This is a genomic window from Acidobacteriota bacterium (genome assembly GCA_018001935.1).
GTDB lineage: Bacteria > Acidobacteriota > JAAYUB01 > JAAYUB01 > JAAYUB01 > JAGNHB01.
The window spans coordinates 1-15763 of record JAGNHB010000092.1 but is presented as its reverse complement, the minus strand read 5'-3'; the positions used below and the strand labels follow the sequence as shown (position 1 = coordinate 15763).

Sequence of the window (15763 nt, the reverse complement as noted above, 5' to 3'; positions counted from 1 at the left end):
GGACGACGCTGCCGGGATTCCCTCCTCCGTCCCCGCATCGGGTTTCCCCGCTCTGAAAGCGGTGGGAGCCCACCGACGATTTCAAATCTTGCTCATTTTGCCAAAGATCTTACTTCGTAGGGACTAACAGCCTTCAGCCTAACAGCCTTCAGCCTAACAGCCTAACAGCCTAACAGCCTTCAGCCTAACAGCCTATCCCCTTCCCCCAGGGCCTCGTTCAGGCTGCCCGCCCGGTAGCCCTGGAGGTCGAGGGTCACGTAGTGGTACCCGAGGGCCCTCAGGTGCCGGATCGTCTCGTCCCGCAGGCCGGGGTCCGCGAACCGCCCCACCTCCGACGGGGCGACCTCCACCCGGCAGAGGTCCCCGTGGTGGCGCACCCGGTACTGGGAGAACCCCCGGGACTTCAGGAAGGCTTCCCCCGCCCCGATCCGGGCCAGCAGGGACTCGGTGATCTCCACGCCGTAGGGGACCCGGGTGGCCAGGCAGGCCATGGCGGGCTTGGCGGCGGTGGAGAGCCCCTCCCGCGCCGAGAGGCGGCGGATCTCCTCCTTGGTCAGGCCCGCCTCGGCCAGGGGGTGGCGCACCCCCATTTCCGCCGCCGCTTTCCGCCCGGGGCGGAAGTCCCGGGCGTCGTCGGCGTTGTCGCCCGTCGCCACCCAGGCCAGCCCCCGCTCGCGGGCGACGCGGCGGAGTTCCGTCAGGAGGGCTTTCTTGCAGTGATAGCAGCGCTCGGGCGTGTTGTGCCGGAAGGCCTCGATCTCCATCTCCCGCGTGTGGACCGTCTCCAGCCCGATCCCCAGGCCCTCGGCCAGGGTGCGGGCCTCGGTCGCCTCGGACGCGGGGAGGGACGCCCCCACCGCGAGCGCCGCGAAGCACCGGTCGCCCAGGGCCCGGCGGGCGGCCCAGGCGAGAAAGGTGCTGTCCACCCCGCCGCTGAAGGCCACGAGGACGGAGCCCAGCTCCCGGAGGATCGCCGCCAGGCGCGCTTCCTTGGCCTCAATCGTCTCGTTCTCCACCTTCGTCTCCTCCCCTTTTCATTCGGACCGGTCCGGCCTCCCGGCCCGGCGCTTGCATGCGGGCCGTCACCGTCCCGCGTGCGCGGGCCGGCAGGGAGCGGGCTCCCACGCGGAGGGAAAGCGTTCCCGCTGTCCCCGCGCCCGCCCACCGGACAGGGATGGTACCACGGTTCCAGCCTCGGCGAAACGCCGACCGAAGGATGAGGCGGCACTTTCTCTCCGACCCCGCCCCCAGGTCGTCCCCGGGAAAATCGATGCGTTCGTAATAAGTCCATTTCTCTCGTAGGGGCACTGAGGCACGGAGCGATGCAAATCTTACTTATTAAAATCGATGCGGTCGCAAAAAGTACCATCCCCCTCCGGGTGATGGCTCAAACAAAGGCTTTACAGCCACTTTTCCGTCCGTCTTCCGACTTTTTGCGAACCCGTCAAAATCAGCAAACCTTATGATTCTTCTCCGTGCCTCTGTGCCTCTGTGAGATCACAATCAGGACTTTTTTCGACCGCATCAACCATTGACCTCCCAGGAAAAGTACCATCGGTCTTCCCTTGGGTGACGGAGTGGGGTACAATCCCCGTGTCCCCGGGCGGCATCCCGTGCGGCCGGGGGCCACGGAACGAAACCAGTCCAGGAGGAGGAACCATGAGCAGCAAGCACGAGATGACCGAGAACGGCGAACTCTATATCTCCCACATCGAGGCGAAGAAGCGCTTCAAGGTGTCCCGGAAGCAGCTCAACGAGTGGAGCGCCGCGGGCAAGGTCCGGCTCATCCAGCGGGAGATGACCCGGATGCCCCACCAGCTGATGAACGACAACCAACTGGAACTCCACTTCTACCACGCGGGGGACATCGAGAAGGCGGTGAACCTCTGCTAAGATGGCGGCCGGCAGGGGGCGAGCATGATCGAAATCCGTAAACCGGTCACGGTGGTGGGCCGCGGGGACCCCGAGTACGGGTGGGTGCCCGACATCGACCTCGCCGTGTACGACACCAACCACTACGTCTCCCGCCAGCACCTCCGCCTTCACCTTCAGCCCGGGGTCTGCCTGGTGGAAGACCTCGGGAGCCGCAACGGCCTGTTCCTCAACGGCCGCCAGCAGGTCTTCCCCGGGGTCCGGATCGCCCTCCAGGACGGGGACGTCCTCTCGGTCTTCAACTTCCAGATCACTTACCGCTTCCTCGAGGGGCGTCACTTCCTCATCCCCGTCACCGCCACCCGGGTGACGCTCCCCACGGGGGCCGGCGACGGCACGGTTTTCATGGGGACGCCGCAGGCCGGGCCGCCGCCGGAGATCTCCCCCGCCGACGCGGCGGAGACCCGGGCCAACCGGCGCTTTGCCTGGGTGCTGGTGGGCGCCGCCGCGGTGATGGTGGTCTGCGTCATGGTGATGCTTTTCGTGATCTTCTCGGGGCCCAGCGACATGGACATGGTGGAGAAGGTCCGCCGGGCCCTGGACGAGGGCCGTTTCTTCGAACCGGCGGACAACTGCGTGGCCGGGCTCTACCGGGACTTCGTGGCCCGTTATCCCCGCTCGTCGTCCCGCGCCTACGTGGAGCAGAGCATCCGGGACCGCTTCGAGGCCGACGGCAACGCCGCTTTCGCCCGGTACACCCGGAACCCGTACGAGGCGGTCGACTGGGCCGACCTGCAGGGGAAGTACACGTTCCTCAGCGAGATGCTCCCGCAGGAGCCCGATCTCTCGGCCCGCCGTCACTTCAGCCAGGGGGCGCGCCTGCTGGGGCTCCGGGACTACCCGGGGGCCCTCCGGGAATTCGGGGAGGCGCAGAGGCTCCGCCCCCGCTGGTTCCTGCCCTGCTACGCGTCCGGGCTGGCGATGGAGGTGCTCGGCGACCCCGCCTGCCTCGAGGCCTACGCCAAGGCGTCGGAACTCGAGCCGGGTTTTTTGTGGGCGTACAAGGAGGCGGGGGACGTCCATTTCCGGAACCGGGCCTACGACAAGGCCTACGACGCTTTCCAGCCGGCCCTGGCCATCGGCTCCCTGCAGCCCGACCTCTTTTTCGACTTCGGCGAGACCTGCATGCACCTGGAACGTTTCGACGAGGCCCGGCAGGGTTTTCGCAAGTACGTGCTCTACGGGACCGACGCGCAGCGCCGGGCCCGGGCCCGGGAGATGATCCGGAGGCTCGACGGCCTCCCCCCGGAAAGTGACCCGTCGACCGGGGACCTCTGAAGCCCCGACCCCCTCGAGACAACCGCGGTAGTGCTCCTGCCCCGGGCGGAAGGAAGGTGTTCGGTGACGACCAACAAGAACGGCATCCTGGCGCGAATCCGCGAACGGGGGATCCTCTTCGACGGCGCCATGGGGACGCTGATCGAGGCCCGCCGCCCCGAACTCCCCGACTTTTCCTGCGGCGAGCAGCTGGTCCTGGAGAAAGGCCCCGTCATCGCCGACATCCACCGCCGCTACTTCGAGGCGGGGGCCGACGTGGTGGAGACCTGCACCTTCGGCGCCACGCCCCACAAGCTCGGCCTGTACGGCCTCGACGGGAAGGTCCGGGAGATCAACTTCCAGGCGGTGATGCTGGCCCGGCGGGCCGCCCTGGACTTCCCGGACGCCCTCGTGGCCGGCTCCATCGGCCCCACGGGCCTCCTCTCCATCGAGAAGCGGACCGATTTCAGCCACTTCTACCGGAACTTCCACGTCCAGGCGGAGTCGCTCCTCCTGGCGGGCGTCGACATCCTCCTCCTGGAGACCTGCAACGACGTCCTGGAGGCCCGGGCGGGCATCCTGGCCTGCCGCGACGCCATGAAGCGGGTGCGCCGCGAGGCCGTCCTGGCGGTCAGCTTCACCCTGGACGGCGGGGGGCGCGTCCTCATGGGGACCCCGCTGGAGGTGGCGGCGCTGAGCGTGGACCACATGGGCGTCGACCTCATCGGGGTGAACTGCTCCATGGGCCCGGACACGCTCTTCGAACTCGCGAAAGGGCTCCCGTCGAAAGTGCGGGCCCTCCTCCTCGCCATGCCCAACTGCGGCCTCCCGGAGAACCGCGACGGCAAGGCCGTCTACACCATGCCGCCCGAGACCTTCGCCGACCTCACCCTGGAATTCCGCAAGGCCGGTTTCCACGCCCTCGGCGGGTGCTGCGGGACGACCCCCGAGTGCATCCGGGCCCTGCGAGAGCGTTTCCACCGTGTGCACTTCCCCGCGTCCGACGGCCGGCGGAAGGGGGTCAACGCCCTCACCGGGGCCTTCGAGATGATCCACCTGGACGGGCCGGCCCGTCCCGTCCTGATCGGGGAGCGGCTCAACTACCACGGCAGCCGCAAGTTTCGCACGGCCATGGACAACGCCGACCTCGACACCATGATCGCCATCGCCAACGCCCAGCTGGAGCACGGCGCGGGCGTCCTGGACGTCTGTCTCGCCACCCGGGAACTCCCCCGTCACCTGGAACTGATCCGCAGCGTCTACCCGGCCCTGACCGTCAACGTCCCCGGCCCGCTCATGGCGGACACCACCGAGCCCGAGGCGCTGGAGGAAGCGTGCTGCCGGATGCACGGGCGCGGCATCCTCAACTCCTGCAACCTGGAGGACGAGGATAAATGCCGGAAAGTCATGCAGCTGGCCCGACGTTACGGCCAGATGCTGGTGTGCCTGCCCCTGACGCCCGAGGGGATCCCCCGGGAGGCCGCCCGGCGGCTCGAAGTGGCCCAGAAACTCCTCGCCATCGCGCTGGAGGAGGGCCTTGCGCCCAGCGACCTCCTGTTCGACCCCCTGGTCCTGACCCTGGGGACGGGGCGGCCCGAGGACCGCACCAACGGCATCGTGGCCCTCGACGCCCTCGAGCTGTTCAAGCGGAACTTCCCCGCGTCCCGCACCGTGATGGGGGTCAGCAACGTGTCCTACGGCCTGCCGCCGGCGGCGAGGATCGCCCTGAACAACGCCCTGCTTCACCACGCCGCGCGGCTCGGCCTCGATTTCGCCATCTTCAACCCCCTCGAACGCCGGAAACGGGAGGAGGTCCCCGCGGAGATGTGGCAGGCGGCCGAAGACCTGATCTTCGACCGTTCGACGGAGGCGCTGGACACCCTCCTGGGCCTCCGCCCGGTGGAGGAGGCGGCGGCCCCCGGCCTTCCCGCCGCGGAAGCGGCCGACCCGGCGACCCGCCTGCGGGAGATGATCCTGCGCCGCCGCCGGGAGGGTTTCCTGCCCCTGATGGAGCGGACGGCCGCGGACGCCTCGCCCCAGGCCGTCGTCTCCGAGGTCTTCCTGAAAGCCATGCAGGAGGTGGGCCGCCTCATGGACGAGAAGGGGCTCCCGCTGCCGTACGTCCTGGAGTCCGCCTCCATGGTCCAGGAGGGGCTGACCCACCTCAAACGCCTGTTCCCCGTCACGGAGACGAAGGGAAAAGGGCGCATCGTCCTGGCCACGGTGAAGGGGGACGTCCACGACATCGGGAAGAACCTCGTCCGGATGCTCCTCACCCACAACGGGTTCGACGTTGTCGATCTCGGGGTGGACGTCGCCTCCGAGCACGTGGTGGACGCCGCCGTCACCGGGAAGGCGGACGCGGTGGGTCTCTCGGCCCTGCTCGTCTCCACCTCCCGGGAGATGCGGCGCGTGGTGGAGCTGCTCCACGCGCGGGGCGGCGACGTGCCGGTGGTCCTGGGCGGCGCCGCCGTCAACGCGGCCTACGCCCGCGAAGTCGGGTGCCTCGAGGACGGGCCCTACGAGGGCGGGGTGTTCCACGCCCCGGACGCCTTCCACGGGCTCAAGCTCTTCGACGGGCTCGTGGAGGCGGGGCAGCGCGACCGGCTCAAGGCGAGGGCCCTCGAGGAGAGCCGGGCGGCGGGGCTCCTGGTGGAAGCGCGCATGCGGGGGGTCCCCGTGGAGAAACTGGTGGAGGAGCGGCCCGCCCGGCCGCGGCGTCCGTTCCTGGAAAAGGCCGTCCGGACCTTCTGCGTGGACATCGGGCTTCTCATCCGCGGCTTCGACTTCGAGCACCAGTGCGGGAAAAAATTCCTGGGCAAGGGCCGGATGGAGGAGGAGTTCTACGAGAGCCTGCTGCGGACCGGCCAGTATCTCCTGGACTCCATCCGGAAGGAAAACCTGACGGCCCCGATGGGGGTGGTGGGGACCTTCCCCGTGCAGTTCCGGGACGACCGGCTCGTCCTGCGGAAGGACGACGCCGACTTCCCCGTGAGCCTGTCCCCCTCGTGCTGGAAGCGGCTCATCCGCCGCGATGAAGAACTGGTCCTGCCGATCCTGGCGGTGACCCTCGGCGGGCGGCTGAACACCGAGGTCAAGCGGCGCTTCGACGAGGGCGATTACCTGAAGGGGTACATGCTCTCCACCATCGGGGCCGAACTGGCCGAGGAGATGGCGGAGGTGACCACCTGCGCCATGCTGGAGGAGATGGGCGTGGAACGGCACACCGTGGTGCGTTACAGCCCGGGTTACCCCATCTGGCCCGAACTGGAGGACCAGCGGGCCCTCTTCGAGATCCTCGGGGTCGAGGACCGCATCGGGGCCCGCCTCTCCGAGGGTTTCCAGATCATCCCCGAGTTCTCCGTCACGGCCGGGCTGGTGCACAAGGTGACGTAGGCTGAAGGGGTTTAGGCTGAAGGGGTTTAGGCTGAAGGTCCGGAGGGATCCGCATCGGCATCCGCATCGGCATCCGCATCGGCATCGGCATCGGCATCGGCATCGGCATCGGTATCGGTATCGGTATCGGTATCGCCATCGCAATCGCCATCGCAGCCGCCATCGCCATCGCAGCCGCAATCGCCATCGCAGCCGCAATCGCCATCGCAGCCGCCATCGCAACCACAACCACAACCGCAACCGCAGCCGCAACCATAACGGCAACCGCAATCGACATCGCTTCGGAGGAAAATCGGCGTCACCGCCGCGACCGGCGCCATTGCCGCGACCGGCGTCGGGGGAGCCGGCAGACCGGGCCGGGGGCACCGCTGCCGCACGATCGGTCCGATCAGTCCGACCAGTCCGACAGGTCCGACAGGTCCGACAGGTCCGGGGCGCCCCGCCGCCGCCTCCGCGGTGTCTTCCACCCTCTCAGGGGTTTCCCCCCGGATCACCCGGTCGGCTCACGCCGGCAGTTTCCGCCAGGCCCAGGCCCAGATGACGGTCCCGAGCCCCATGGTGGCGGGGATCAGCCACATGGCGAGCGGCAGGCTGCCGGTGAGGTCCGAGATGGCCCCGATGATGGGCGGGCTGACGGCGTCCCCCAGGATGTGGATCAGCAGGATGCTCAGGCTGAAGGCCCGCGCCCGGTACGCCGGTTCGACGCAGTTGAGCAGGACGGTGTTGATGGGCCCGTTGTAGAACCAGAGGAAGAACTGGGCCAGCAGGATGCAGCCGATGATGGCGGCCCGGTCCTGGAGGGTCAGGGCCAGCACGGCGAACCCGAAGGCCGGCGCCATGGAGACGGCGGAGAGGGCGAGGTAGGGGTGGCGGGTCCGGCCCCGGAGACGGTCGGCCAGGATGCCCCCCGTCAGGGTGCCGAGGAGCCCCCCGATGATGGTGACGGTCCCCAGAACGCTCCCGGCCTCGGCGTGGCTCATGCCCCGGTGGCGCGAGAGGAAGGTGGGGAACCAGTCGGCCATGCCGCCGGAGGCGAAGGTGATGGCCGTGTACCCCGCGACGGCGAGGACGTACTCCCGGTTCCGGCGCAGGGAGTGCAGGGCGTTCTTCCAGGAGGGCGGCGGGCCCGAGGGTTTCCCGTCCTGGGCCCCGAGCCCGGGGTCGCGGATCATCAGGGCCGTCACGGCCGCGGCCACGCCCGGCAGCCCGACGATCAGGAAGGCGGCGCGCCACCCGAGGTGTTCGCCGAGGATCCCTCCGAGGGAGAACCCCAGGGCGGCCCCGATGGGGATGGCCGTGTAGAAGACCGTCAGGACGCGGTTCCGTCGCTCCGGGGGGTACAGATCGCTCATGAGGGCCGGTGCGAGGGTGGCGTACGCCGCCTCGCCGACCCCCACGCAGGCCCGGGCGGCCAGGAAGGACCAGAACCCGGTGGCGAAGGCCGCCGCGGCCGTGGCCAGGGACCAGAGCGCCACCCCGAGGGCGATGAGCCCTTTCCGGGAGTGCCGGTCCGCCAGGGCGCCGAAGACGGGGCTCGCCAGCATGTAAACGACCACGAAGGCGGAGAGCGGGAGACTCGTCTCGGCGTCCGTGAGCTTCAGGTCGCTCTTGAACAGGTCCTTGACCGCGCTGGGGACGTAGCGGTCGAGGTAGTTGAGCAGGTTCATGGCCGTCAGGACGGAGACGGCGAAGACGGCGCCGGGCATGACGGCGGAACCGTGTGACTTGGGGAGGGTGCTGGGCCGCTGGGGTGTCATGCCGCCTCTCGAGGGTCTGTGCCGACGATCCGAGGGGGGATTATACCCCGGGTCCCCTTCCGGTGAGAGGGGAAAGTGGGGCCGCGAGGGGTGGAAAGCGGGAGAATGAGGGATTTTTCACAGTGTTTCGGGAGTTTTTCCCACTGGCGGCGACCGGAAAAAGCCCTTACCATCAAATCATGGGCAGCCCGGTGAGCCGGTTTCCCGCGAACGTCGAGACTCCAAACCCCGCGGGAACCCGGCGACAGGAACGGAGGGGTCCCGGGCCGTCCATAACCTCCTGAGATCCGGAAGGGGCGGCCGGTTCGGGCCGGCCGCCCCCCAAGGGCAACTCGGGAAATCCACGCGGCCGGAGGTTCCCATGGTCGGCATGCAACCCGTACAAAACCGGTTGGAGCGGACTCCCGTCGTGACGCCGCCGGAAACCCCCTCTCCCGAAGCCCTGCTGGTCCTGGACGGAGCCGGGTGGAGGGACTTTCTCTACGATGAACCCGCCGCACCCCTCCCGGACCTCGAGGCCTTCGACGAGATTCTCTTCCGCTTCGAAGGCCTCCAGCGGGCGGTGGCGTTCCTGATGCGGGAGATGGAGCGCCGGTCCGACGACGTCTGACATCCCCCCTGCAATTCCATCGCCCTCCGGGCGATGACGGAAAACAGGGTTTACCCCGTTTTTCCCGTTCGTTTCACGACGGAATCAGCCCCCTTCCGCCTTGATGCGTTCTTGAAATGGGAGCGCGGGCGTCCCGCCCGCGCTCCATGGATTTTCACGTCCCAGTGAGCCTTGACGGGTTCGCAAAAAGTCGGAAGACGGACCGGAAAGTCTCTGTAAAGCCTTTGTTTGAGCCATGACCCGGAGGGTGGCGGCACTTTGTGCGGGGGCGTCAGCCTTGACGACCCCGGAAAAAGACTGTTTACGCCCGCGAATCACGCGAACTGTCGCGAATCGAGCTATCACAAGTCATTTTGTTTCTTTGTATTCGCGTCCATTGGCGTTATTCGCGGGAAAGAGCCGGTTGGCGGCTTTTCGCGGGGATGTCGATAAAAAAAAGGCGGCGCTGGTGCGCCGCCTTTGGCCTTGATCGAGGGGGATCAGAAGCGGACGATCAGGGAGATGATCAGCTGGTTGCCCTTGTAGTCGCTCTCGCCGATCTCGTAGAAGCTGGCGGCCGTGCTCTGGCCCACGTCGGACTTGCGGTCCTGGCCCATGGTCCGGACGTAGGCGATGTCGGCCTGGACGTAGTTGATGGTGATGCCGCCGCCGACGGTGAACCCGTTGATGGCGGTCTGCTGGTAGTTGGTGCCCTCGCTGTCGAAGTAGTTGCTCGGGTTGTTGGAGCGGAAGTAGCCGGCGCGGACGGGGACGACCCAGCCGTTCTTCATGATGAAGGTGTACTCGCCGCCCAGGCGGACGGTGTGGACGTCGTGCTGACGGCGCACCCACACGTTGGGGAAGGCGTAGGTGCCGAAGGCGGCGGGGACGTCGTACACGATCTTGCCTTCACGCCACTGGGTCCACATGTAGTCGCTGGCGAGGAGCAGGTTCTGGGTGGGGCGGTAGGCGACGCCGAAGCCGGCGCTCTGGGGCCAGGTCACGCGGCCGTGCCAGTCGTTGGTGATCTGCCAGTGGTAGTCCGCCCCGGTGGTGGCGCGGAAGGAGCCCGGCCCGCGGGTGTACTGCTCCCGGATGGAGCGGTTGAACTTGGTGTGGTACACGAAACCGGCGGAGAACTTGTCGTTGGGCTTCCAGAGGAGGCCCAGGTCGGCGGTGAAGCCGGTGAACGAGAAGTAGTCGTCCACGTGGTCCATGTACATGCTGGCGTAGGTGCCGTCGGTGGTGCCGACTTCCTCGTAGATGGCGCTGCGGTAGGAATACTTGGCCTTGAGGTAGTTCAGGGAGAAGCCCAGGTGCAGCTTCTTCACCAGCTCGATGGAGAAGGTCCCGGTCCAGAGGTCGATGCCGCCCTTGGGCGCCATGGTGATCCGCCGGTTCTGGATCTCGTCGACGCCGCTGGGCATGTGGAAGGTGAACACGCGACCGACGTTGCCGTCGGGCTGCTGAAGGATCCGGTTGTAGCTGACCTGGACGGCGCACTGACGGTCCTTCCAGAGGAAGGGGTAGGTGCCGGACACGAACTGCAGGGCGTTGATGTCGTAGTGCCCGGTTTCGTGGGCGTCGTAGGTGGTGGTGTTGGCGCCGGAGCGGTAGTCGCCGTTGATGCGGGTGGTCCGGTCGTCGTTGATGAAGTTGTAGACCAGGGTGACCTGGGGCCGCTTGAGCTGGGACAGGCCCGCCGGGTTCCAGGTGGCGGCGGTGCCGTCGTCGGCGACGGCGGTGAAGGCGCCGCCCATGCCCATGGCCCGGGCCCCGACCCCGTTGTTGGTGGTGGGGATGGTCACTTTGGGAGGCTCGAACGTGGGTACCTGTGCGACCGCGACCACCGTGAGAGCGGCCAGGGCCAGGACAGTCCAGAGTGCGCGATGCTTCATAAAAACCTCCTATGATGATTTTTTATTGCGGATTCGAGGGAGTGGCTCACATCGACTCCTGGAAAAACTTGACGACTTTCGGGGAAAAGAACTTCGAACCCAGGTTCTCCGGCTTGACGCCGCCCTGGGCGGCCAGCTTGAACTCGTTCCGCGCGCTGTCGCGCAGAGCGCCGTTCTTCCCGCCCTCGGACAGGAAGCGGGAGTAATCCAGCAGCCCCTTGAGCAGGTTCAGGTAGGGGTGACGGGTCCCGGCGGTCTCCGCCTCCCGGACGAAGGTGGCCGCCTGGTCGAACTTGCCCGAGAAGTAGGCGGTGAACCCCTGGCGGACGATCTCGCGGGGGTCCCGGGTCTGGGAGAGGGAGGCGGCGGCCTGTTTCCCGGCGGCCCCGAACCGTTCGGCCATCTTCGCGATGTCCCCCTGGATGGACGCCGACAGGGCCTCGGCGGCCTGGAGGTCCCGCAGGTCCCGGAAGTCCTGGACCTTCTTCTGGAAGTCCTGCACCCGGGTTTTCAGGCTGACGTAGTCCTTGAGCAGGGCCGGGCGCTTGTCGACCTCCTGCTCCGGGAGGGCCGAGAAGGCCCGGGTGGCCGCGTCCGACTTCAGCCGGAGGGACCGAACCCGGTCGAACTCCTGGGCGAAGACCTGGATCAGCTGGCGCTGTCGGGCCAGTTCGCCCCGCCCCGCCGTGAGTTCCGCGTCCGTCTTCATCCGGTCCGCCATGGCCCGGAAGGACGCGATCCCCTGCCGGAGGCGGTTGAAGGAGTCCCGGATCACGGCGTAGCGCATGTACTCGTGCCCCACGTAGCCGTTGATGGACGCCTCGAGGGAGACGGCCTCCCGCTTGAAGGCCTCGACCGCCGGAGAAGGCCCGGTCGGGGGCTTCACCACGGGCTGTACCGGGGGCGGCGCAATGGGGGTGGGTTGGACCGGGATCGGCGTCACGGGGACGGGCTGCGGCTGCACCGGGGTGGGCTGCACGGGGGTGGGCTGCACCGGCGTGGGTTGCACGGGCGTGGGCTGCACCGGGGTCGGCGTCGGCTGGGGGGTCGGGCCCGGGGTGGGCGGGGTTGCCGCCCCGGCCCGTTCACGGGCCAGGGCGAAATTGGCCTGGAACTGACTGGAGAGCTTCCCGTTGCGCTGGACCTTCCCCTCGCGGTTGAGGGTCTCGAAACAGGCCAGGGCCTGCTTGAACTGCCCCATGTTCAGGTAGGCCGACCCCAGGTAGAAGTTGGGGTAGTAGTCGTCGAAGAACATGCCGTCCCGAAGGCAGCGGTCGCACGACCCCGGCTTCTGGGCGACCGCCTTGCCCAGCAGGCTGGCGGCCTCCGCGTACTTGCCGGACTTGAACTTCTCCACGCCGCGGGTGTAGTCCCCCTGCCAGTCCGGCGCCCCGGGGACTGCCGACGCGATCAGCAGCAGGGTCAGGACGACGCTAGATGATCTGGCGTAGAAATTCTTCATAGGAATACCCCGGGTCCTGTTCCGTGACGGACGTCAGCTGTCCCTCCCGGATGGTGAAGGAGACGGTGATGACCTTGTCCGTCTCGGCGATCTTGACCTGTGCCTTGTAATTGCCGACGGGGAGTTCGGCGGTCAAGGGCGTGACGGCGTCGGCAATGTCGAATCGTTTCCCCTGGTCGTTCTCCACGGACTGGACGGTGCCCCACGGGAACACGTTGAGCGCGAGGGTCCCGGTCGCGGTCTTGGTGAAGAAGAGGAAGTAGGACGCCACCGCCAGCCCGATGACCACCACGCCGACGAGGATCCACATCACCATCCTGCCGCTCTTTGGGGCGGCCTGGGGGACCCGGGGCGCCTGGATCGTCGAGTAGGCGGACGGGGCGAGCCGGGGCCGGGCCTGCGGCTGCACGGGGGGCTCGTCCTCGTAGACGAGGGGGGGCGGTTGGGGCGGCGCGTACGGCGGCTGAGCCGGCGGCTGGTACGGCGGCTGCCCGGGCGCGGTCTGGATGATGGTCCCCACCACGCCGGTGAAGCCTTTCCCCAGCTCGGCCGAGTCCGTCTCGAGGAGCGGGCGCGACAGCTCCTCCGGGGAGGGCTGGGGCGGGTAGGCATACTCCGTCGCCTGCTGGGGGGCCTGGAGGATCTCGTACTCCCCCTGCAGCTCGAACGCCTGGGTTTCGAGGTGGTCGATCCGGGTGCGCTCGCGGGGCGGCGGTTCCTCGTACGTCCCGTCGTCGATGCGCGTGGCGTCGCGCCGCGGGGCGTACACGGTCCGGACGGCCTCGTCGGGGGACTCCATCACCGTGGCCTCCAGGTTGGGAGCGGCCCGGGGGGTCACGACGGTGGCGCCCGTCAGGGGGCCGCCCTGGGCGGGAGGCTGGGGGGTGGCCCTTCCCGGGACCACCACGGTGGGGGCCCCCAGCACCGGGGACGTCACCACGGTCCGGGCCTCCTGGTCGTACGACGGGACGGGCGTCGCCCGCGGGGGCGGTTCGATGGCGGAGAAGGCCCCGGAGGGCCGGACGCTTCCGAGCGACCCGAAGTAGTGCTGGATGGTTTCCGCCGTCAGGGGCGGCAGGTCCAGCTGGTTCAGGGCCTCCTCGAAGGACAGGGCGTTGGGGAACCGGTGCTCCCGGTCCTTGGCGAGGGCGGTGAACAGGATCTGGTTGAAGTGAGCCGCCGTCTCCGGGTCCAGGTCTTCGAGCTCCAGGGGTTCGATGTGAGCCGACCCCTGCTGGAAGACCAGGGCGGACATGGTGTTGGCGGAGAACGGCACATGCCCCTTCAGCAACTCGTAGATGATCAGGGCCAGGGAGTAGATGTCGGTGCGGGCGTCCAGCTCGCCGCCGCCCGGGACGCCCGCCAGTTGCTCGGGGGACGAGTACTTGCCCTTGCCCGCCATGAGGTCCATCGGGGAGATGGCCCGGACGACGCCGGCCGGCGTCGCGAGGTCGGGGTTGATGAGCTTGACCCGGGGGGCGCCGTGCTTCGAGAGAAACACCATCAGCTTGGAGGGCGTCAGGTTCCGGTGGAGAAAGCCGTGCTGGTGAAGGTGGTGGAGACCGCGGAGGCTGTCGCCGGCCAGGCGGATGACCAGGGGGGCGGGCAGGGGGCCGAGGCTCGCCAGGATCCGATCGACGGACTCCCCGGCGACCCACTCGGAGACGGTGTAGATCCGCCCGTTCGGGAGAACGCCGCAGTCCAGGACGTCCGCCACGTTGGGGTGCCGGAACCGGGCGGCAGCCTGGATGACGCCGCAGGGGTCGAACCCGGGGACGGTCTGCACCGCGGGGTCCAGGTCGCAGGCTTTCAGCGTGCGGACCTCGTTCGTCCGGATGTCCCTGACTTTGTAAAGTTCCCGGGTCTCCTCGGTCTCGAGGCACTCGATGACGTCGTACTTGCCGTCGATGACGGACGAGGCGCCCGTGCTGCCGAGCGGTGAACCGCACTCGAAACAGAACTCGCTGAGATCGCTGTTCCTGGTCCCGCAACGTTTACATTCTAGCATTGGCGTGTCCCGTCCAGAGATTTCGGTTTCGACCCGGTTTCCCGGCCATTTTACCCGTATCCGTCGACCCTTGTCAATCCGCTTTTCAGCCCGGCTGGAGCATTCCCGACCCGTTCGGGCGCCCCGCCGGCGGCGGCAACGGGAGGGGGCAGCCCCCTCAGGGCACGGGGTCGTTGGTCACGACCCGGAAACCCGCCCCCGCCACCGTGGGTTTCATGAAGGCCCGATAGGCCGACCGGCACTCGTCCTCCGCGGAGTCCCAGGAGCCGCCCCGAAGGATCCGGTACTCTCCCGAGTCAGGCCCCTTCGGGTCGGCCGGCGGGGACTTGGCATAGAAATCGTCCGACTTCCAGTCCTGGCACCACTCGTAGACGTTCCCGGCCATGTCGAACAGCCCCCAGGCATTCGGTTTCCTGCCGCCGACGGGCTGGGGCTTCCCACCCGAATTCCCGTTGAACCAGCAGTGGTCGGGGCTGAAGGCGCCGCCCCAGTAGTAGTCGCCGGATTCGCCCGCCCGGCAGGCGTACTCCCACTCCGCCTCGGTGGGGAGACGGAAGGTCTTGCCCGTCTTTTCCCCGAGGGCCTTGAGGAACCGCTGGGCGTCCTCCCACGACACTTCCACGGGGTACTCGTCCCCCCTCGCCGTCGCCGGGCCCTCTCCCAGCACGGTCCGCCACTGTTTCTCCGTGACCTCCGTGGTCGAAACGAAGAGGTCCCTGGAAATGGTCACGTCGTGGGCGGGCTTCTCGTCGTCCTTGCCGGTGTCCGAGCCCATCTTGAACTTGCCCGCCGCCACCTTGACGAATTTCATCCCCATCTGCTCCGTGAAGCTCGCGGTTTTTTCCGGCCCCGGCGTCTCCGGGGACGCGGGTTTCTCGGGGCCGGGGGTGGGCTCGGGCGATTTCCCGGTCGCGAAGAGCAGGATGAGGACGACGACCACCACCACCAGGCCGGCGGCGCCGAGGATGAGCGGGAGCTTCGATTTCGGGGGGGCCGCCTGGGCCTGGAAAGCCTGGCCGGGGGTCGTCCGCGGCCCGGTCTTGGGCTGCAGCGGCCCGGTTCCCGGCCGGGTCCCGCCGGACGGGCCGCTCCCCGTCGGGCGAAGCTGCGTGCCGGTGGGAGGGGGGCCGGTTTTCCGGCTGTCCGGGGCGGGGGCGCCGGCGGTCGGCGGGGCCGTGGGCCGCCCCGTGCCGGGCCGCTCGGCGGTCGGCGGGGCGGGGTGCTCCGCGGACGGGGGCCCGCTGCGCCGGGACTGCGTCGGGTGCGCGGCCGGCGGCGTCATCCCCTGGTGCGGCCCCTGCGGGGGCTGCCACGGCGCCTGCGGCTGGACGTTCTGGGGGTAGGCCCCCGAGGGACGGGGCGGCGTGGGCGCGGCCGTGCCCGTCACGGGCGGTCTCGATCCGGTCTGGCCCGGGGTGGGCGTCACCCCCCGGTCCGGGAGCGGCGTCGCCGGGGGTTGGGGTG

The 15763-nt window shown here is 68.5% G+C and carries 11 protein-coding genes; 4 read left to right on the top strand and 7 right to left on the bottom strand.

The annotated features are described in order from the left end of the window. Positions 1–179 precede the first annotated feature (179 nt). A complete protein-coding gene (larE, locus tag KA419_20410; protein ID MBP7868297.1) occupies positions 180–1016 on the bottom strand; it encodes an ATP-dependent sacrificial sulfur transferase LarE in 837 nt (278 codons plus the stop codon). A gap of 643 nt (positions 1017–1659) precedes the next feature. Here larE and KA419_20405 point away from each other — a divergent pair. The 3 genes from KA419_20405 to KA419_20395 all read left to right on the top strand — a co-directional run bounded on the left by KA419_20405 (position 1660) and on the right by KA419_20395 (position 6585). After that, positions 1660–1893, top strand: a complete 234-nt coding sequence (locus KA419_20405) for a hypothetical protein (GenBank protein ID MBP7868296.1) — start codon at positions 1660–1662, stop codon at positions 1891–1893. A 24-nt stretch (positions 1894–1917) separates the two neighbouring features. Beyond that, a complete protein-coding gene (locus tag KA419_20400; protein ID MBP7868295.1) occupies positions 1918–3210 on the top strand; it encodes an FHA domain-containing protein in 1293 nt (430 codons plus the stop codon). A gap of 63 nt (positions 3211–3273) precedes the next feature. Next, entirely contained in the window at positions 3274–6585 is a 3312-nt protein-coding gene (locus KA419_20395; GenBank protein MBP7868294.1) for a homocysteine S-methyltransferase family protein, read from the top strand. Positions 6586–6611: 26 nt separating this feature from the next. On the opposite strand, the gene KA419_20390 is transcribed toward KA419_20395, so the two are convergent. Next, positions 6612–6905 (bottom strand): hypothetical protein, encoded by a 294-nt coding sequence (locus KA419_20390; GenBank protein ID MBP7868293.1) that lies wholly within the window; start codon positions 6903–6905, stop codon positions 6612–6614. 183 nt (positions 6906–7088) lie between these two features. Beyond that, positions 7089–8342: an MFS transporter gene (locus tag KA419_20385; protein MBP7868292.1), complete on the bottom strand. Its 1254-nt coding sequence runs from the start codon at positions 8340–8342 to the stop codon at positions 7089–7091. Between the two features lie 370 nt (positions 8343–8712). Between KA419_20385 and KA419_20380 the strand changes: the two genes are divergently transcribed. Then, positions 8713–8952 carry a hypothetical protein gene (locus KA419_20380; GenBank protein ID MBP7868291.1) on the top strand — a complete coding sequence of 80 codons (240 nt, stop codon included), beginning with the start codon at positions 8713–8715 and terminating at the stop codon, positions 8950–8952. Positions 8953–9431: 479 nt separating this feature from the next. Here the strand turns inward: KA419_20380 and KA419_20375 are convergent, their stop codons facing one another. From KA419_20375 to KA419_20360, 4 genes are all read right to left on the bottom strand, one after another. Then, positions 9432–10829: a hypothetical protein gene (locus KA419_20375; protein MBP7868290.1), complete on the bottom strand. Its 1398-nt coding sequence runs from the start codon at positions 10827–10829 to the stop codon at positions 9432–9434. A 46-nt stretch (positions 10830–10875) separates the two neighbouring features. After that, positions 10876–12291, bottom strand: coding sequence for a hypothetical protein (locus KA419_20370; GenBank protein ID MBP7868289.1), 1416 nt, complete (start codon positions 12289–12291; stop codon positions 10876–10878). Further along, on the bottom strand, positions 12263–14299 hold the full coding sequence (locus KA419_20365) for a protein kinase (GenBank protein ID MBP7868288.1): 2037 nt from the start codon (positions 14297–14299) through the stop codon (positions 12263–12265). The genes KA419_20370 and KA419_20365 overlap by 29 nt, the downstream gene beginning before the upstream one ends. Before the next feature lie 157 nt (positions 14300–14456). Continuing rightward, on the bottom strand, positions 14457–15763 hold a 1307-nt coding region (locus tag KA419_20360; protein MBP7868287.1), incomplete at its 5' end, for an SUMF1/EgtB/PvdO family nonheme iron enzyme.

Excerpts from the sequence above, each read along its gene's own strand:
- KA419_20405 (MBP7868296.1), top strand. The coding sequence starts at position 1,660 with ATGAGCAGCAAGCACGAGATGACCGAGAACGGCGAACTCTATATCTCC.
- KA419_20400 (MBP7868295.1), top strand. The coding sequence starts at position 1,918 with ATGATCGAAATCCGTAAACCGGTCACGGTGGTGGGCCGCGGGGACCCC.
- KA419_20390 (MBP7868293.1), bottom strand. The coding sequence starts at position 6,905 with ATGGCGCCGGTCGCGGCGGTGACGCCGATTTTCCTCCGAAGCGATGTC.
- KA419_20385 (MBP7868292.1), bottom strand. The coding sequence starts at position 8,342 with ATGACACCCCAGCGGCCCAGCACCCTCCCCAAGTCACACGGTTCCGCC.
- KA419_20380 (MBP7868291.1), top strand. The coding sequence starts at position 8,713 with ATGCAACCCGTACAAAACCGGTTGGAGCGGACTCCCGTCGTGACGCCG.
- KA419_20375 (MBP7868290.1), bottom strand. The coding sequence starts at position 10,829 with ATGAAGCATCGCGCACTCTGGACTGTCCTGGCCCTGGCCGCTCTCACG.
- KA419_20370 (MBP7868289.1), bottom strand. The coding sequence starts at position 12,291 with ATGAAGAATTTCTACGCCAGATCATCTAGCGTCGTCCTGACCCTGCTG.
- KA419_20365 (MBP7868288.1), bottom strand. The coding sequence starts at position 14,299 with ATGCTAGAATGTAAACGTTGCGGGACCAGGAACAGCGATCTCAGCGAG.